18 protein-coding genes are annotated in these 17872 nt (G+C 73.2%); 16 read left to right on the top strand and 2 right to left on the bottom strand.

Annotated features, from left to right (window positions below):
- Window positions 1-10: 10 nt before the first annotated feature.
- Together ACYVPE_RS18395 and ACYVPE_RS18390 are read left to right on the top strand one after the other, a co-directional pair.
- The gene (locus ACYVPE_RS18395) at window positions 11-343 is read left to right on the top strand and encodes a histone-like nucleoid-structuring protein Lsr2 (RefSeq protein WP_461034712.1); all 333 of its coding nucleotides are present in this window, start codon (window positions 11-13) and stop codon (window positions 341-343) included.
- Window positions 344-690: 347 nt separating this feature from the next.
- Window positions 691-1116 (top strand): peptidase inhibitor family I36 protein, encoded by a 426-nt coding sequence (locus tag ACYVPE_RS18390; protein WP_461034711.1) that lies wholly within the window; start codon window positions 691-693, stop codon window positions 1114-1116.
- A gap of 32 nt (window positions 1117-1148) precedes the next feature.
- On the opposite strand, the gene ACYVPE_RS18385 is transcribed toward ACYVPE_RS18390, so the two are convergent.
- Window positions 1149-2123 (bottom strand): AraC-like ligand-binding domain-containing protein, encoded by a 975-nt coding sequence (locus ACYVPE_RS18385; RefSeq protein WP_461034710.1) that lies wholly within the window; start codon window positions 2121-2123, stop codon window positions 1149-1151.
- Between the two features lie 278 nt (window positions 2124-2401).
- On the opposite strand from ACYVPE_RS18385, the gene ACYVPE_RS18380 reads away from it, so the two are divergent.
- The 6 genes from ACYVPE_RS18380 to ACYVPE_RS18355 all read left to right on the top strand — a co-directional run bounded on the left by ACYVPE_RS18380 (window position 2402) and on the right by ACYVPE_RS18355 (window position 9320).
- The gene (locus tag ACYVPE_RS18380; RefSeq protein ID WP_461034709.1) at window positions 2402-3268 is read left to right on the top strand and encodes an IclR family transcriptional regulator; all 867 of its coding nucleotides are present in this window, start codon (window positions 2402-2404) and stop codon (window positions 3266-3268) included.
- 147 nt (window positions 3269-3415) lie between these two features.
- Window positions 3416-5707, top strand: coding sequence for a CaiB/BaiF CoA-transferase family protein (locus ACYVPE_RS18375; protein ID WP_461034708.1), 2292 nt, complete (start codon window positions 3416-3418; stop codon window positions 5705-5707).
- Window positions 5708-5762: 55 nt separating this feature from the next.
- Entirely contained in the window at window positions 5763-6536 is a 774-nt protein-coding gene (locus ACYVPE_RS18370; RefSeq protein WP_461034707.1) for an enoyl-CoA hydratase/isomerase family protein, read from the top strand.
- A gap of 107 nt (window positions 6537-6643) precedes the next feature.
- Window positions 6644-7519, top strand: coding sequence for an alpha/beta fold hydrolase (locus tag ACYVPE_RS18365; RefSeq protein ID WP_461034706.1), 876 nt, complete (start codon window positions 6644-6646; stop codon window positions 7517-7519).
- Window positions 7516-8373, top strand: coding sequence for an alpha/beta fold hydrolase (locus ACYVPE_RS18360; protein ID WP_461034705.1), 858 nt, complete (start codon window positions 7516-7518; stop codon window positions 8371-8373). Before ACYVPE_RS18365 ends, ACYVPE_RS18360 begins: the two co-directional genes overlap by 4 nt.
- On the top strand, window positions 8373-9320 hold the full coding sequence (locus ACYVPE_RS18355; protein WP_461034704.1) for a quinone oxidoreductase family protein: 948 nt from the start codon (window positions 8373-8375) through the stop codon (window positions 9318-9320). The genes ACYVPE_RS18360 and ACYVPE_RS18355 overlap by 1 nt, the downstream gene beginning before the upstream one ends.
- A gap of 4 nt (window positions 9321-9324) precedes the next feature.
- Here the strand turns inward: ACYVPE_RS18355 and ACYVPE_RS18350 are convergent, their stop codons facing one another.
- Window positions 9325-10860, bottom strand: coding sequence for an AMP-binding protein (locus ACYVPE_RS18350; RefSeq protein ID WP_461034703.1), 1536 nt, complete (start codon window positions 10858-10860; stop codon window positions 9325-9327).
- Between the two features lie 174 nt (window positions 10861-11034).
- Here ACYVPE_RS18350 and ACYVPE_RS18345 point away from each other — a divergent pair, with 174 nt between their 5' ends.
- The 8 genes from ACYVPE_RS18345 to ACYVPE_RS18310 all read left to right on the top strand — a co-directional run bounded on the left by ACYVPE_RS18345 (window position 11035) and on the right by ACYVPE_RS18310 (window position 17814).
- Window positions 11035-12273, top strand: coding sequence for a Rieske 2Fe-2S domain-containing protein (locus ACYVPE_RS18345; RefSeq protein ID WP_461034702.1), 1239 nt, complete (start codon window positions 11035-11037; stop codon window positions 12271-12273).
- A complete protein-coding gene (locus ACYVPE_RS18340) occupies window positions 12270-12392 on the top strand; it encodes a hypothetical protein (protein ID WP_461034701.1) in 123 nt (40 codons plus the stop codon). The genes ACYVPE_RS18345 and ACYVPE_RS18340 overlap by 4 nt, the downstream gene beginning before the upstream one ends.
- Entirely contained in the window at window positions 12389-13765 is a 1377-nt protein-coding gene (locus tag ACYVPE_RS18335) for a M20 family metallopeptidase (protein WP_461034700.1), read from the top strand. Before ACYVPE_RS18340 ends, ACYVPE_RS18335 begins: the two co-directional genes overlap by 4 nt.
- Window positions 13762-14712, top strand: a complete 951-nt coding sequence (locus ACYVPE_RS18330) for a DODA-type extradiol aromatic ring-opening family dioxygenase (protein WP_461034699.1) — start codon at window positions 13762-13764, stop codon at window positions 14710-14712. Before ACYVPE_RS18335 ends, ACYVPE_RS18330 begins: the two co-directional genes overlap by 4 nt.
- Complete coding sequence (locus ACYVPE_RS18325; RefSeq protein ID WP_461034698.1) at window positions 14709-15551, top strand: IclR family transcriptional regulator; 843 nt, start codon at window positions 14709-14711, stop codon at window positions 15549-15551. The genes ACYVPE_RS18330 and ACYVPE_RS18325 overlap by 4 nt, the downstream gene beginning before the upstream one ends.
- A gap of 82 nt (window positions 15552-15633) precedes the next feature.
- Complete coding sequence (locus ACYVPE_RS18320; protein WP_461034697.1) at window positions 15634-16656, top strand: NAD(P)/FAD-dependent oxidoreductase; 1023 nt, start codon at window positions 15634-15636, stop codon at window positions 16654-16656.
- 1 nt (window position 16657) lies between these two features.
- Entirely contained in the window at window positions 16658-16993 is a 336-nt protein-coding gene (locus ACYVPE_RS18315) for an indolepyruvate ferredoxin oxidoreductase subunit alpha (protein WP_461034696.1), read from the top strand.
- The gene (locus ACYVPE_RS18310; RefSeq protein ID WP_461034695.1) at window positions 16990-17814 is read left to right on the top strand and encodes a 2-keto-4-pentenoate hydratase; all 825 of its coding nucleotides are present in this window, start codon (window positions 16990-16992) and stop codon (window positions 17812-17814) included. Before ACYVPE_RS18315 ends, ACYVPE_RS18310 begins: the two co-directional genes overlap by 4 nt.
- Window positions 17815-17872: the final 58 nt, after the last annotated feature.

The raw sequence follows: 17872 nt of genomic DNA, 5'->3' as shown, positions 1-17872 counted from the left end.
ACTCCGCGCCATGGCTCAGAAAGTTGTCACCATCTACTCCGATGACCTGACGGGGGAGGAGTCGACCGAGATCGACTCGCACCGTTTCAGCTTGGACGGCGTAGAGTACGAGATCGACCTCACTCCCGATTCCTTCGACAAGTTTCTGGATGCCCTTGGGCCATTCATGGAGAAGGGGCGCAAGTTGGGGCGGAGCAAGAGGACACCGTCGGTCGCCAAGCACTCCGCGTCGAGCGTGGACTCCGCGGCCGTGCGCGAGTGGGCCAAGGAGAACGGTTTCGAGGTCAACGATCGCGGGCGCGTGCCGGCGAGCGTCCGCGAGGCTTACGAGAAGGCGCACTGACGTCATTGGCGTGATCGCCGGCCTCTCCTCGACGGAGAGGCCGGCGATTTCCTGTGTGTGGCGGGGCCGTCGCCTATCCCGGCCGTCCGGCCGGACCCACCCGGACCTCTGCCACATATACACCGGCCACGACGACAACCGGGATTTCCTGTTCCAGAGATATCGCCCGGTGGCGGCCGCCATTCCCCTCCCGGTCCCGCCGTACGTCGGCATCAGTGCACTGGATGTGAAGGGGCCGGCACCGTATGCCAACGCCGGGGCGGTACCGGTGCCCCAGGGTGGTGACTGGCACAGCACGGTGCACCCGCGGGGGGAAGCTCTCCCGCCAGTCGAAAGGGGAAGTGGGTATGGGAAGGAAGATGGCCGTCCTGGCGGTTCTCGGCGCGGTGGTCGCGGCCTTGGGGAGCACGCCCAGCGTGCAGGCGGAGAGCCGTATCGCCGCGGTCGCCGGTGAGGAGGGACTCTACGAGGTCAGCGGCCCCGACGCCGAGACCCTGGCGTGGAGCAACTGCAAGGACGGGCAGACGTGTTTCTTCGAGCACACCAACGGCGGGGGCGTCCTGTGGGTCGTTCCCACGTGCTGGCGGAACAACGTGCCCACCTCGTTCAACGACCTGGCGAGTTCCGTGTGGAACAAGGGCGGCGGTCCCGTGGACCTGTTCGCCGACACGAACTCCGGCGGATATCTGGGCACCACCTCGCAGGGGTGGCAGGGCAACCTCCGCGCGGAGCACAACGACCGGCTCAGCTCCGTGGACGTGAGGTGCCCGTAGCCCACGCCAGGGGTTGAGCCGGTGCGCGGCCGTCAACGTTCGTTCGCCTTCCGGTAGTCGGTGGGCGGCATGCCGTAGGCGCGGCGGAAGGTCCGGCTGAAGTCGGCGGCACTGGTGAACCCCCAGCGTGCTCCGATGACGTACACGGGAGTGTGGCGCTGGCCGGGAGCGGCGAGATCGCGACAGGCGCGTCGCAGGCGCTGTTCCCGGATCCAGGCGGCGGGGGACTGGCCGTCGGGGCGGAAGAGGCGGTGGAGGTAGCGGACGGAGATGTGGTGGGCCGCCGCGATCCTGCCGGGGGTGAGATCGGGGTCGCCCAGGTGGTCGAGGACGTAGGCGCGGATGCGTAGCTGTAGCGCCTGGTGGTGGGTGGGTTCGGGCAGGAGGCGGTCGGCGTCGAGTTCGTGGGCGAGCAGCGCGGACACCAGGTCCCTGGCCATGTCGCCCAGGCGGGGTGCGTCGGCCGGAAGGAAGTGCTGCGGCTCGTGCAGCACGCGGGCCAGCAGGTCGCTCAGCAGCCGGCCGAAGCCGACGGTTCCGGGCAGCGGACGGGTCAGCAGCGGGGCCACCGCGTCGCGGTTGATGCCGAGAAGGTGCTTGGGGACCTGGAGGGCCATCGCCGACTGCACGGGCTGCCCGTCGGCGAGGTTCCACAGCGAGTAGGGCCGCGCGGAGTCGTGGAGGATCCACTGCCCGCTGGTGGCCACGACCTCTCGGCCGGACTGCTCGGCCCCGACCCGGCCACCGGTGCACAGCTCCAGCTGGTAGAGGTCGCTGGTGCACTGCCTGATCAGCCGTGGTGTCCGCGTGGCGTGCAGCGAGGGGACGGCTGTCTGCGCGATGGACACGACCCCGAGGGCGGCCATGCGCAGGGTGAAGCGATAGTCGTCGGGGTGGTCGGTGCGGATCCGGTGCCGGCAGGGCATCCGGCTGGTGACCTCGCACCAGGCGTCGAACCGCTCCCTGGCCTCGAAGTCCTCGCCCCTGATCACCGTCGCGACCACCACAGCCCCCGGAACCCGACCAACCGCCACCCGTTACCTCAACGACGAGAGCGTCGGAGAGGTACGGGAAGCCGCGGTGGGCGATCCTCCGGCCAGCCGACGACCCGCGGGTGTTACCCGGGGATCCCTCCGCGTAACGTTCCGCTGTTTCACTGGCCGTGCCGGGAAGTCACCGTGATCAGGGGCTGTTCGTGAGCCTTTGTCCCTGATTCACTGCGGGTGACATCCGGATGTTCGGACAACCGAACGGATGGCCGGGCAGCGGAGTGAGGAGAACAGCGATGGGGGCACCCGCCGACGACGAGGCCGCACCGCCCAACTCCGTCCTGGGGAAGGCGCAGCTGCTGCTGGCCGCCTTCGAGTCCGGCGCGTTCCAACTCCGGCTGACCGAGCTGAGCAGGCGTTCCGGGGTGCCGAAGGCGTCCGCGTACCGGCTGGCACAGGAGCTGGTGCGGTGGGGGCTGCTGGAGCGCCATGGGGATTCCTACCAGCTCGGCATGCGGATGTTCGAGCTCGGCGAGCGGGTGCTCGCCTCCGCCTCGCTGCGGAGCGTCGCCCGCCCCCTGCTCACGGACCTGTACACCAGCACCCGCGCCACCATCCACCTCGCCGTGCTCGACGGGGCGCACGTCCTCTATCTGGAGAAGATCGCCGGCCGGGCCAACGTCCACAGCCACTCGCAGGTCGGCGGGCGGCTGCCGGCGTGGTGCACCGCCACCGGGAAGGTGCTCCTCGCGGTGTCCCCCTCCGGCCGGGAGCAGGTCGAGCGCCTCGCCGAAACCGGCCTGCCGTCGCTCACCGAGCGGACCGTGGTGTCCGTCGACGTCCTCAGGCGCCAACTCGCCGTCGTCGCCGAGCGTGGCTTCGCCCTGGAGGTGGGGGAGACCCTGTCCGGATACGGCAGCCTCGCCGTGCCCGTGACGGGGGAGAGCGGCACCGTGCACGCCGCCGTGTCGGCCACCGGACCGGCGGCCCAGGTGACGGCGCAGCGCCTGTTGCCCGAGCTGCGGGCGACGGCGGAGAGCATCGCCAGGGCGATGGACCGGCACACGCCCACGAGGGCCGAGGGACACGTGTCCCCGAAGCCCGCGACGCGGTCCGCCCGGCGGCCGGGCACCAGGCGGACCGCCGGGATGAGCCCGGCCTAGGCGTACCGACCTGCGGCGTCCGGTTCCCGGCGCCCGCCTGCCCGCGCGACGTCTCGCCTCGGTCTGATGAACGGAACACCCCGCTGGCCTGGCGGCCCGCACCGGGGTGATCGTGGGGCGGCGCGAGATGTCCGAGGAGGAACCGTGGTGACAGGGCGGCCGTTTCCGTTCCGCGTGCTCGATCTCACCGACGAACTGGGCTTCCAGGGCGCGCGGTCGTTGGTGGGCCTCGGCGCCGACGTCCTGCGGGTCGACCCGGACCCCGAGGCGGAACCGGCGGCCAGGGCACACTGGCATGCGGGGAAGCGCTGGACGCGGGTGCCGGACGCCGCGGACCTCGACGAACTGGCCGCCGGCGTCGACATCGTGCTGGAGAGCGGCCCCGTCGCCACGCTGCGCGGGGTGCGCGCCGACGGCACCTCCCGGTGGCCGCACGCGGTGCACGTGGTGGTGACGCCGTTCGGACTGACCGGCCCCCGGCGGGACTGGGTGGCCGACGATCTCGTCCTGGCGTCGGCGGGCGGGATGACCTGGCTCGGCGGGCGGGCCGACGGGCAGCCGAAGCCGCCGCCCCGCGAACAGGCCGCGCAGGTGGCCGGCGCCCACGCCGCGATCGGGGCGCTGCTCGGCGTGCTCTCGGGCACCGGGCAACTGGTCGACGTGTCCGCCCAGGAGGCGGTCGCGGCCACCCTGGAGACCGCCGCCATCGCGTGGATCCATGCCGGGCGCTTCCCGGTGCGCAACGGCGGCGTGTACGAGCACGTGGCGCACCGGATCTTCGCCGCCGCCGACGGGTGGGTCGCCGGCGGCTACTCGGGCAGCGGCCGGATGTGGACCGACCTGTTGGCCTGGCTGGTCGAGGAGGGCGAAGCGGGCGACCTCGTCGACGAACGCTGGAGCGACGCCGTGCTCCGCTGGCGCGGCCGCCCGCACGTCGACGAGATCGTCGGCCGCTTCGCGGCCCGGCGCACGGCCGCCGACATCGCCGAGCAGGCCCGCGCCCGCGCCCTGCCGTGGGCGGAGGTCGTGCCGGCCGAGCGGCTGCCGGACAACCCCCAGCTGCGGAACCGCGAGTTCTTCTTCAGGGTCGTCGGCGAAGGGCTGCCGGCCGGCGGCGTCGAGGACGTCGGCTTCCCCTGGGCGGCGCGCCCCGGGCCACGCACGCTCGACGCCGTGCACGAGGCACCGCGGCGGGCGCCGTGGCGGCACGCCGGGCCGCGCGGACTCCCGGCACGGCGCGGCGAGCGCGCGCTGAGCGGGGTGCGGGTGCTCGACCTGACCTGGGTGCTCGCCGGCCCCTACGCGACCAAGCAGCTCGCCGAACACGGCGCGGACGTCGTCAAGATCGAGTCGCGGCACCGACAGGACCCCACCCGGTTCGCCCCGTCGATGCGGCTGCGCCCCGGCGCCGGCCACGACGACAGCGGGTACTTCCTCAACTTCAACCGGAACAAGCGGAGCGTCGCGCTCAACCTGCGCACCCCCGAGGGACAGCGCCTGCTGCGCGACCTCGTGCCGCACTGCGACGTCGTGGTGGAGAACTTCAGCCCCGGCGTGCTCGCCCGCTGGGGGATGGACTATCCGGCGCTGCGGGAGCTCAACCCCGGCGTGATCCTCGTGTCGATGGCCGGCGTCGGCGGGACCGGACCCTGGCGCGACGCCGTGACCTTCGCCGACACGCTCGCCGCGATGTCGGGCCTCTCCAGCGAGACCCGCGAGCCCGGCGGGCCGCCGCAGGGCCTGACGTTCGGCCTCGGCGACATGGTCGCGGCCAACGCCGCCGTGCTCGCCACCCTCGACCTGCTCGCCGAGGGCCGGGGCGGACACGTGGACCTGTCGCAGCTGGAGGCCATGGCGGCGGCCATGGGGCCGGCCGTCCTCGAACCGGTCCTCGGCCGGCCGGGGCCCGACCGGCGGACCGCCGAGCACCCGAACCGTTCGCCGGTCGCCGTGCCGCACGGCGTGTACCCGGCGGCCGGGAACGACCGATGGGTGGCGATCGCGGTGCGGAGCGACGCGCAGTGGCGTGCCCTCAACAAGCTCGTCGACCTGCCGGGCGACGGCGACCTGGCGACCCGCCTGGCCCACGAGGACGCCATCGACGCCGCGCTCGCCGCCTGGACCAGCGGCCAGGACGCCGCGGCGCTGGCCGCCGGACTCCAGGCCGAGGGCGTCGCCGCGGCGGTGGTGGCGACCGGACGCGACCTGGTCGAGGCCGACGAACAGCTCGCCGCGCGCGGCTTCTACCAGCGGCTCGACCATCCCCTGACCGGCCCCGTCGCGCACGAGGGCGTGGTCGCCGGGCTGGCGGCGACCCCCGGCGCGCTCACCGGCCCGGCGCCGCTGCTCGGGCAGCACACCGGGACCGTGCTGCGGGAGCTGCTCGGGCTGAGCGACGAGCGGTGCGCGGAGCTCACCGCCGCGGGCGTGCTCGAGTGAACCCATGAACCCATGAACCGATGAGCAGATGGACCGAGAACGAGGAGGAGTCCCCATGACGGCGTCGGTGCTCGACGTGACCCGTGACGGCGCGGTGGCCACGATCCGGATCGACCGCCCCAAGGCGAACGCGGTCGACCCGGCGATGATCGAGGAGTTCCTCGCGGTGCTGCCGCCCCTGGTGGCCGACGCCACGGTGCGCTGCCTGGTGATCACCGGCACCGGCCGGTTCTTCGTCGCCGGCGCCGACATCGCCGTGATGCGGGACCTGTCGGCGGAGAACCAGGCCAGGATGCGTCGCTGGATCGACGTGCAGCGGGTTCTCGAACTCGCGCCGAAACCCGTCGTCGCCGCCATGAACGGGCACGCCCTGGGCGGCGGCGCCGAACTCTCCCTCGCCTGCGACCTGCGGATCCTGCACGCCGACGCCACCTTCGGCTTCCCCGAGATCGCCCTCGGCCTCTTCCCCGGCGCGGGCGGCAGCCAACGGCTGCCACGGCTGGTCGGACCGCACCTCGCCAAGCGACTCATGATCGAGGGCGAGAGGATCGCCCCGCGGCGGGCCCTGGAGCTCGGCCTGGTCGACGTCGTCGCCGAGGCCGCCGAGTTCGACGCCGTGGTCGCCGAGCACGCCCACCGGCTCGCCGCGAAGCCCACGGCGGCCATCGGCCTGCTCAAGCGGGTCGTGGACGAGGGCTTCGGGCTGCCCGTCGAGGACGCCCTGCGGCGCGAGGAGAAGGCGGTCGGGGAACTCACCGGAACCGCCGACGCGGCCGAGGGACTTCAGGCGTTCCTCGACAGGCGCGCGCCGGAGTTCACCGGCCGCTGAGCACCCCGTCGCCCGTGATTCCGCCCAGCGGACCTCGAACCTTGGCCCGGGCCACGGCCGATGGTGGGCTCTGCCTCGCAGCACGTCGAAGGGATGGAAGGACCGGCATGACAGCACCACCGGAGAGTCACTACGCCGACGGCGGCGGGGTCCGCTACCACTACCACGACCTCGGAACCGGACCCGACACCGTGTTCCTGCACGGCGGCGGTCCCGGCTGCACGGCGTGGAGCGACTTCGGTCCCGTGGCACCGCTGTTCGCGGCCGACCGCCGCTGCCTGCTGGTCGACATCCACCAGTACGGCCGATCGGAGAAGTCCCGCATCGAGGGACCCATGTGGGACCACCACGCGGCCAGGACCGTCGATCTCCTGGACACCCTGGGCGTGGCGCGCGCCGACTTCGTCTGCAACTCCTGGGGCGGCACCATCGCCCTCAACCTGGCCGCCAGGTACCCGGACCGGGTCGGGTCGCTGGTGATCACCGGCAGCATGCCCGTGTTCCACGGCCCGCTGGCGCCACTGCCGGAGGGCGGCCGCCGTGGCCGCAACGCTAGGGACGTCTACTACGGCGGCGAGGGCCCGACCCGCGAGAAGATGCGCGAGCTCATCACCCGCCTCGAGTGGTACGACGGGCGGCGACTGCCCGAGGAGACGCTCGACACGCGGTACGAGCAGAGCCTCGACGAGGGCGAGCGCGCCCTGGCCGCGATGTCCGACTCGCCGCGCGGCGAGTGGCAGGACCTCACCGAGGAACTCGGCCGGATCCAGGCCCCGACCCTGTTCGTCTGGGGCATGCAGGACGCGTTCCTCACCCCCGACTACCCGTTGATGCTCGCCCGCATGGTGCCGAGCGGCAGCCTGCACGTGATGGACCACGCCTCGCACCACCTCCAGGAGGAGCGCCCTGAGGCGTACCACGCGGTGGTCACCGGCTTCCTCGACTCGCATCCCCACCGTCACACCCCGGAGAACCGACCGTGAGCATCTGGACCGAGATCAGCCCCACCCCGTTCCGCGTCGAGCACGTCGACGCGGCCGGCGTGGCCACCCGCACGCTGCGCGCCGGCGACCCGCAGGCGCCGGCCGTCGTCTTCCTGCACGGCACCAGCGGCCACCTGGAGGCGTTCGCGCGGAACATCACCGCCCACGCCGCCTACGACCTGCACGCCATCGACATGCTGGGCCACGGCTACACGGGCAAGCCGGCCAAGCCCTACGAGATCGCCGACTACGCGGCGCACCTGCTGGCCTACCTCGACGCCGTCGGCGTCGAGTCGGCCCACATCGTGGGGGAGTCCCTGGGCGGCTGGGTGGGCGCGCGGGTCGCCATCGACCACCCGGAGCGGGTGCTGAGCCTGCAACTGCTGTGCGCGGGCGGCACCGTGGCCAACCCCGCCGTCATGGACCGCATCCGCACCAGCACCAGGAAGGCCGTGGCCAGCGACGACGTCGACCTCACCCGCCAGCGGCTGCGGCTGCTGATGGCCGACGACGCCGACGCGACGGAGGAGTTGGTCGAGGTCAGGCACGCGATCTACCACCAGCCGGACTTCGTGGCCAACGTCGACAACCTGCTGTCCCTCCAGGACATGGAGCGCCGCCAGCGCAACCTGCTGCGACCCGAGGACCTGGCCAGGATCACCCAGCCCACTCTCATCGTGTGGGGCAGGCAGAACCCGTTCGGCGAGGTGCCGGAGGCCGCCGCGATGCACAAGGCGATCCCGGGTTCCCAGCTGGAACTGTTCGACGCCTGCGGGCACTGGCCGCAACACGAGCAGGCCGAGCGGTACAACCCGCTGAGCCTGGCCTTCCTGCGCGGGGCGGTGGCGGCGTGATGCGGGCCGCCAGGTTCCACGCCTGGGGCACCGCGCCCGTGCTCGACGAGGTGCCGGAGCCCGTGCGCGAGGCGGGCCAGGTGCTGGTCGAGGTCCAGGCCGCCGGCGTCGCGCACCTCGACGTCAGTGTCGCCTCCGGCGACTTCGGGATGAAGCCGAACCTGCCGTACACCGGCGGCGTCGAGGGCGCGGGCCTGGTCCTCGACGCCGACGCGGACTCAGGGCTCGCGCCCGGCACCCAGGTCCTGCTGCGCGGCGCCGGCCTCGGCCTGCTGCGGGACGGCACCTGGACCGAGCGGGTCAGCGTGCCCCGCAAGGCCGTCACGCCGCTTGACGCGCCACTGGCCCCCGAGGTGGCCGCCAGCTTCTTCGTCCCCGCCACCACCGCCCACGTGGCCCTGCACGACGTCGCCGGGATCCGGAAGGGCGAGGAGGTCGTCGTGGTGGGCGCGGCCGGCGCCGTGGGCTCGATGGTGGCGCAGCAGGCGCTGGCCGCCGGCGCGAAGGTGATCGGGGTCGTGGGCCGGGCCGACCAGCTGGCCCAGGTGCCGCGGGGCGTCGAGGCCGTCGACCTGGGCGCGGCCGAACGCCTCGCGGAGGCACGCTCGGCGACCCTGCTGGTCGACACGCTCGGCGGCGCGGGGCTGGTCGGCCGCAGCCGATGGGTCCGCCAGGGCGGGCGCGCCGTCGTGATCGGCTACGTCGCCGGAGCGAAGGTCGAACTCGACCTGCCCTCCTGGCTGCTGGACGACGTCGCGCTGCTCCCGGTGAACATGATCAGGCAGGAGCGCCGGGCGCGGGAGGTGTCGGGGGAACTCGTCCGCCGGCTGGCCTCCGGCGAACTGCGGCTCGCCGTGGAGCGGTTCGACCTGGCCGACACGGCCGCGGCGCTCGAGGCGCTGCGGGCAGGTCGCGTCCGGGGCAGGGCGGTCGTCGTCCCCGCCTGACGGCTCAGGCCGAGGGACCGGACGCGCCCCGGGCCGCACCGACGGCCGTCCGGTCCCAGGTGCCCGCGGTGACCCCGCGCTCCCGCAGCACCGCCTTGCGGACCTTGCCGGTCTCGGTCAGCGGCAGCGCGGGCACCGCCTCGACGAACCGGGGCACGGCGAACGCGGGGAGGTCACGCGCGCAGTGCCGCGCCAGGTCCTCCGGGTCGAACACGCCGCCTGGCCGGACCACCACCGCGACCATCACCTCGTCCTCGGCCAGCTCGGAGGCCACCGGGAACGCCGCCGCCTCGACCACCGCCGGGTGCGACCTGACCACCGACTCCACCTCGGAGGAGGAGATGTTCTCGCCGCGGCGTCGGATGACGTCCTTGACGCGGTCCAGGAAGCGGAACCAGCCGTCGGGCCCCCGCACCACCCGGTCGCCGGTGCGGCGCCAGGAGCCGGGGGGTTCCGTCGGGCCTCCCAGATAGCCGGTGGAGAAGGCGTGTTCCAGGTGGCTGCGCACCAGGAGCTCACCCGGCGTGCCGTCGGCCACCGGGTCGAGGTGCTCGTCCACCACCCGCGCGGCGAAGCCCTCCCGCACGGTGCCCATCAGCCCCGGGCGGCACTCCTCGGGCGTGGAGCCGATGACGAGGTTCGTCTCCGTCGAGCCGAACCCGTCGACCAGGGTCACGCCGTAGCGTTCGCGGAACGGCCCCCACGCCGCCCCGGGGGTCGCCGGCGCCAGACCCCGCCGCACCCGGTGCGCCCGGTCCTCGGGTCCTGGCGGCCGCGACAGCAGCATCGGCACCATCGCGCCCAGCAGATAGACCACCGTGGCGCCGCTCTCCGCCGCCCGTGACCAGTACCGCGAGGCGGAGAACCGCCCGTCGAGGACGACGCCGGCGCCGACCGTCATGGCCTGCGCCAGCATGTTGATCGCGTTGGTGTGGAACAGCGGCAGGCAGGAGTACAGCACGTCGTCGGGCGTGAGGCGCAGCGCGTCGGAGACCGTGCGGCCCCACCAGACGAACTGCCCCTGCGGGCAGCGCACACCGCGCGTCGGCCCGGTGGTGCCCGAGGTGAAGAGGATCGCCGCGGTGTCGGCGGGACGCACCCTGGCGGGCCGGAGCGCCGGGCCCGCGCCGGCCCTGGGGGCGTCCGGCGCGCCCACCACCCAGGTGGTGCCCCGGTGGCCGGCGGCGACGGCGCGCTCCACCAGCGTCTCCTCGCCGTGGAGGAACGCCGGCTCGGCCTCGCGCAGCACGTGCCGCAGCGAGCCGCCGAGCAGCGCCGTGTTGAGCGGCACCGCGACGGCACCGAGCCAGGCGCAGCCCAGGATCAGATCGACGAGCTCGATCCGGTTGGACATCAGGGCCGCGACCCGGTCGCCTGGCCGGCAGCCCCTGGCCGCCAGCGCCCCGGCCATCGTGGCCGCGGCCTCCCTGGTCTCCGCGTAGCCACGCGTCACCCCGCCGATACGCAGGAAGGTCCGCTCGCCGAAGCGCTCGGCCGCCGCGTCGACCAGCTCCGGCACGGTGCCCGCGACAGATCCCATGAGCGGATGGTGCCCCGTGCCGCGGAGCTGATCAAGCGTCGGGTCCGCTGAACGGCACGCTCCCCGGCATCCGTACCCGCCCCGGTCTGTTGAACGGAACAGGCACGTAGGCGAACGCGACGCCGCGCCCGATGCTCGACGCCATGAACCGACAGCGGCAGAAGGGCTCGCACGATGACGACGGGTGAACGGCCACCGGCCCCCACCGGCCGGGCCCGCGCGGGGCGCGCTCAGGCGGAGGCACCCGGGCGGCAGGACTGGGCGTCGTGGCCCCACTACGACGGAGCCGCCGCCGGCTTCCGCGGCTACTGGTATCCGGTGACCTGGTCGAGCCATGTCACGGGCACACCGCGGCCGTTCACGATCTGCGGTGAGAAGATCACCCTGATCCGCGACGGCGGCACCGCCTACGCGCTGCACGACCGCTGCCCGCACCGGGGCGTGCCGTTGTCCGAGGGGAACCAGCAGTTCCCGGGAACCGTCAGCTGCCCGTACCACGGCTGGACCTTCGATCTGCCCACCGGCAAGCTGGCCGCGGTCATCACCGACGGTCCCGGCTGCCGCCTGGTCGGCAAGGTCGCGGTGCGCACCTACGCCGTCGAGGAACGCCTCGGCATGGTGTGGGTGTACATCCCGCTCGCCGACGAGCGGCCGCACCCCATCGACTCGCAGCTCCCCGAGGAACTCGTCGACAACGCGTTCGTGATGGGCGGGCGGATCGAGTCGCGCGGCGGCAACTGGCGCTTCGCCTGCGAGAACGGCTTCGACGAGGGCCACGCCAAGTACCTCCACCGCACCGCCCTGTGGCGGCTGTTCAAACCCATGCCGACCTGGAACGTCACCCGGATCGTGCCCCGCGGCCGGTGGATCTTCCGGGTGCAGGACGAGGTCCACTGGGACGCCGACTTCCCCGGCGTTGGCCGCTGGAGCAACAAGCGCTGGTGGAAGATCCAGCCGCCCAAGGAGACCTTCAACATCGGCAACACCGGGAAGGCCGACACCGTCGACCCGACGATCGAGGCCCAGGAGTTCCCCGGCTTCGCGTCCCTGTCCATGCCCGGCGTGCTGCGCATCGCCTACCCCAAGTTCATCCACTACGAGTTCTACGTCCCGGTCGACGAGGACAACCACCGCTACGTCGGCGTGATGGTCAACTTCACCGAGGGGTGGGAGACCCTCCGCTTCTACGCCAAGTACCTCGGCGCGATCCGCTGGCTGTTCCACGGCCAGTTCTCCGGCCAGGACGCGTGGATGGTCGACGTCACCGACGCGCCCCCGGAGAAGCTCTACCGCCCCGACATCTCGCTGACCGCCTGGCGGAACCTCAGCGAGGAGGAGTACGGCAGGAAGCTGGCGGCCGTCGGTGCGCGCCCCTCCGACGCCGGGAAAACCCCCACCGACAAGAAGGTATGACCATGGTCCGCACCCTGCTCACCCTGCTGGCCGGGGCCGCGATCGCCATCGGGCTCCCGCTGGCCAAGCGCCGCTTCGCGCGTACCACCATGACCCAGGTCCACAGGATCAACCAGTGACCGCCGAAGGACCGGAAGGACCGGAAGGCCCCGGAGGACCCGACGGACTCGGCGGCCTCGACGACCGGCGGCGCGCCTGGGTCGCCGACGCCTGGCGGCACGTCACCGCCGACCGGCTGCGCGAGCTGATCGTCGGCCTCGTCGACGTGCCGAGCCCGACCGGCGACGAGGCCCCCCTCGCCGAGCACATCGCCGCCACACTCGCCGCCGGCGGGCTCCGCGCCGTCACCCAGCCGCTCGACGACCGGCAGGCCAACGCCTGGGCCAGGCTCGAAGGCGACGGCACGGGGCCCGACCTGATGCTCTACGCGCCCATCGACACCCTGACCGTGGGCGAGGAGAACGAGGACCTGCCCTGGATCGGCCCCGAGCTGCGCGAGGACATGCGCCCGCGCGCCACCGTCGTCGACGACGACCTGGTGACGGGCCTCGGCGCCTCCAACCCGAAGGGCCACGCCGCCTGCGTGATGATGGCCGCCGAGGCGATCGCCAGGGCGGGCGTCCCGCTCACCGGCGACCTGGTCGCCGCGTTCGGCGCGGGCGGCATGCCGACCAACGCCCGCCCCGGCGGCGCCAGGCGCAACACGGGCCAGGGAGTCGGCTGCTCGTTCCTGCTGGAACAGGGGGTGTGGACCGACTACGCGGTCATCGCCAAGCCCGGCTGGACGGTCTCCTGGGAGGAGGTCGGCCTGGTCTGGTTCGAGGTCACCGTCCGCGGCACCCACACCTACGTCGGCTCACGCCACCGGCTGCCCTACGCCAACGCCGTCGCCGGGGCCGGCGAGGTCGCCGGCTTCCTCGAGGAGTGGTTCGTCGACTACGCCGCCCGGCACACCGCGGGCACGGTCGCCCCGCAGGGCGTCGTCTCCTCGGTGCGCGGCGGCTGGCCGCGGCTCGGGGCCGTCACCCCGGCCGCCTGCACCCTCCTGGTGGACCTGCGGATCGGCCCCGACACGTCCCCGATGGCGGCCAAACGGGAGTTCGCCGCGGCCCTCGCCGCGCTCCGCGCCGGAAGGCCGGGGCTCGACGTGACCGCCGAGCTGGTGCTGGCCGTCCCCGGCACGCGCACCGGCCGGGACAGCTGGATCTTCCGCAGCGCGGTGGCCGGTTGGGAGGGTCTCGAGGGGCGTCCGCACGAGGTCGTCCTCGGGAACAGCGGCGCCACCGACGCCAACATCCTGCGTGGGCGCGGCATCCCGACCGTGCGGGTCGGCATGCCGAAGGTGTCCGCGGCTCCCTTCGAGATCGACTTCGCCAGGGGGATGAACACCGTCTCCGTCCCGGCGATGGCGAAGCTCACCCGCCACCTGGTCCGCACGGCCGTCGACACCGTCACCCGGTCCCGCACCGAACTGGAAGGGGCAGCGGCATGACCGAGATCGTCCTGGGCGTGGGCGCCTCCCACAGCACCCTGATGAACACCCACTGGGAGGAGACCTTCCACAAGGACCGCGCCGAGCGGTTCCGCGACGCCCTCGGGGCGGCGCGCGACGCGCTGGCCGCGGCCCGCCCCGACACCGTGATCCTGGTCGGCTCCAACCACTTCAGAGGCTTCTGGCTCGACCTGATCCCCAGCTTCACGCTCGGGGTCGGGGAGTGCGTCGCCAATGGCGAGTCGGGCACCCCCAAGGGCCCGCAGCCGGTGGACGTGCCGCTGGCCAGGCACCTCGCCGACTCCCTGGTCGGCGGCGGCCGCTTCGACGTCGCGTTCTCGGCCAGGCTGCGGATCGACCACGGTCAGTCGCACGCCATCCAGTACCTGCTCGAAGGCCTTGACGTGGAGATCGTGCCGTTGGTGGTGAACATGTTCGCCCCGCCGCTGCCGACCCTGGAGCGCTGCGACCGGCTCGGCCGGGCGATCAGGGAGGCCGTGCTGGTCTTCCCAGGCGACCGCCGCGTCGCGGTGATCGGCTCCGGCGGCCTGTCGCACCGGCTGCCCTGGCCCGACTGGCGCGACCCGCACGGCGACGACGAGGAGTTCATGGTCGGCGCCTGGCTCGACGGCCGGGAGAACTGGGCGCGGTACGACGCCCGCCGCCGCGAGATCGTCAGGGCCGCCGAGGCGGCGATCGCCCCCGAGTTCGACGAGGAGTTCCTGAGCTGGCTCGAACGCGGCGAGCTGTGGCGCGTCACCGCGCTCGGCACCGAGGAGTTGGGCGCGAGGGCCGGCAACGGCGCGCAGGAGGTGCGGTCCTGGCTGCTCATGGCCGCGCTGCTTGGCCACGCCCCTGGCCGGCGGCTCGCCTACGAGCAACTGCCCGAGTGGCTCACCGGGATGGCCGTCGCGGTCGTCGACCCCGACCAGGGGAGGACACCGTGACGGTCACCACGGTCGGCTCCGTCAGCTCCGTCAACTCCGTCACCGGGCTCCCCGCGGTCGAACGCGCCCACCCCGGGCCCCCGACACCCGCCGAGCCGGAGGCCGGTGCCCCGACGAACTCGGTCCTCGGCAAGGTGCGGCCGATCCTGGAGGCCTTCACCGCCGACGACCCCTCGCTCTCCCTCGCCGAACTGGTGCGTCGCACCGGCGTGGCCAAGGCCACCGTGTACCGGCTCGCCCAGGAACTGGTCCTCTGGGGGCTGCTGGAACGCGACGGCTCCGGCTACCGGCTCGGGCTGCGCCTCTTCGAGATCGGCCAGCGCGTGCACCGGCAGCGGGTGCTGCGCGAGGCGGCCAAGACCTACCTGGAGGATCTGCTGCTCGTCACCCGCGAGACCATCCACTTCGCCATCCACGACGGCCTCGACGTCGTCTACCTGGAGAAGATCTACCCGCACCGCGGCCTCAACGAGGAGTCGCGGGACGGCGGGCGCCTGCCGCTGTACTGCACGGCCACCGGCAAGGCGATCCTGGCCTACTCGCCCGGCTCGCTCTTCGCCGCCGTGGTCGGCCACGGCCTGAAACGCGTCACCTGCCACACGGTCACCTCACCTGGCCGGCTGCGCGCCCAGTTGGAGCGGATCAGGGCCGAGGGCTTCGCCGTCGAGGCCGAGGAGGTCCGCCTCGGCTACATCAGCATGGCCGTCCCGGTCTTCAGCGCCCAGAACGTCCTCGTCGGCGCGCTGTCGGTCACCGCGCCCAGCTACCGGATGGACACCTCGGGGCACGCCGCCGCCCTGCGCACCGCGGCCCTGGGCATCGGCCGGGCACTGCGGTGACCCGGCCCCGGGAGGACGAACGTCCTGCTCAACGGACCGATCCGGTGGGATCCTGGCCCGCCCGTCCCTACGCTCCGGAATCATGAGTGTTCCTTCCGACGTGCCGACGAGCACGGGTGAGTCGGGCGCGATCGAGACGGACATCCTGATCGTGGGCGCCGGCCCCGCGGGTCTCTACGGCGCCTACTGCGCGGGCTTCCGCGGCCTCGACGTGGCCGTCATCGACGCCCTGCCCCAACTCGGCGGCCAGATCAGCGCGATGTACCCCGAGAAGCCCGTCTTCGACATCGCCGGGTTCCCCGCGGTGCGCGGCCGTGACCTCGTCGACAACCTGGTCGCCCAGGCCGAGCCCTACCGACCCCGCTACCTCCTCGGCCAGCGGGCGGTCGAGCTGTCCCACGCGGCCGACGGCCGCCCGGTGGTCCGCGGCGACCTGGGCGCCACCGTCACGGCCGGGGCCGTCGTCATCACCGGCGGCGTCGGGACGTTCACCCCGAGGCCGCTCCCCGCCGGCGAGGAGTACCTCGGCCGCGGCCAGGTCTACTTCGTGCCGGACCCCGCCGACCACGCCGACGAGGACGTGGTGGTCGTCGGCGGCGGCGACAGCGCCTTCGACTGGGCGGCCGCCCTGTTCCCGATCGCCCGCTCCGTCACGCTGGTCCACCGCACCGGGCGCTTCCGGGCCCATCGCGCCACCGTGGAGAAGGTCCGCGGCCTCGGCGTCGAGATCATCACCGACTCCGAGGTGAGCGCCCTGCACGGCGACGCCCGGCTGGCCGGGGTGACGGTCGCGCACCGGGCCACCGGAGTCAGTAGGGCGCTGCCGGCGCACACCGTCGTCGCGGCCCTCGGCTTCGTCGCCGACCTCGGCCCGATCCAGCACTGGGGGCTCGCCCTCAACGCCCGGCGGATCGCCGTGGACACCCGGATGGCCACCAGCCTCCCCCGCGTCTTCGCCGCCGGCGACATCACCGACTACCCGGGCAAGGTGCGCCTGATATCCGTCGGCTTCGGCGAGGTCGCCACCGCCGTCAACAACGCGGCCACCGCCATCGACCCGGAGGCCGCCCTGTTCCCGGGGCACTCCACCGAGAAGGAGAACTGACATGGCCTACGTCATCGGCGCGGCCTGCGTCGACGTCATGGACCGGTCCTGCGTCGAGGAATGCCCCGTCGACTGCGTCTACGAGGGGGAGCGCAAGCTCTACATCAACCCGGTGGAGTGCATCGACTGCGGCGCCTGCGAGGTGGCCTGCCCCATGGAGGCCATCACCGTGGACCGGCTGGCCGCCCCCGAGTTCAGGGCCGACAACCGCGACTTCTTCGACGCGCCACTGCCCGGCAGGGAGGCGCCGCTCGGCGTTCCCGGCGGAGCCGGCCCGCTGGGGCCGCTGGGCGTGGACACCCCGTTCACCGACGCGCTGCCGAGCGGGGTCCGATGACCGCGGCCGAGGTCACGAAGGCGGCCGACGCGCTGTGGGAGGCCGCGCGCACGAACACGCCGTGCCCGCCGGTCCGCACGCTCCTCGCCCCGGGTGACGTCGACGCCGCCTACGCGGTGCAGCGGCTGAACGTCGAGCGCGGCACGGCCACCGGGCGGCGCCTCGCCGGACGCAAGATCGGCCTCACCTCGCCCGCCGTCCAGGCCCAACTGGGCGTGGACCAGCCGGACTTCGGGGCGCTCTTCGCCGACATGGCGGTCCCCGAGGGAGGCGTCGTGGCGGCCGGGCGGCTGATCCAGCCCAAGGTGGAGGCCGAGGTTGCCCTCGTCCTCGGCGCCGAACTTCCGCACCGGCACTGCACGGTGGCCGACGTGATCCGGGCCACGGAGTTCGCGCTGCCCGCCCTGGAGATCGTCGACAGCCGCAACGCCGACTGGGACATCACCATCGTCGACACCGTCGCCGACAACGCGTCGAGCGGACTGTTCGTGCTCGGCGGCACACCCGTCCCGCTGGCCCGGCTCGACCCGCGGGGCCTCCGGATGACGATGACCAGGCGCGGCGTGACCGTCTCCGAGGGGTCGGGCGCCGACTGCCTCGGCAGCCCGCTGAACGCCGCCGCCTGGCTCGCCTCGACGCTCGCCGCCGCGGGCGACCCGCTGCGGGCCGGGGACATCGTGCTGACCGGCGCGCTCGGGCCGATGGCGGCCGCCGCGCCCGGCGACCGGTTCGAGGCCCGCATCAGCCAACTGGGCGGCGTCTCTGTGGAGTTCGCCACGAAGGGAGAGATTCCCAATGACATTGTCAAGCCGGGTCGGTGACGTCCCGTGATGGCGTCATGTCGTTGCGGAGCCGACGCTGGGGATGGTTGCCTCGAAG

Source organism: Streptomyces mayteni, from assembly GCF_054783955.1.
The sequence above is the reverse complement of the archived record's forward strand: the minus strand, read 5'-3'. Positions and strand labels throughout refer to the sequence as shown.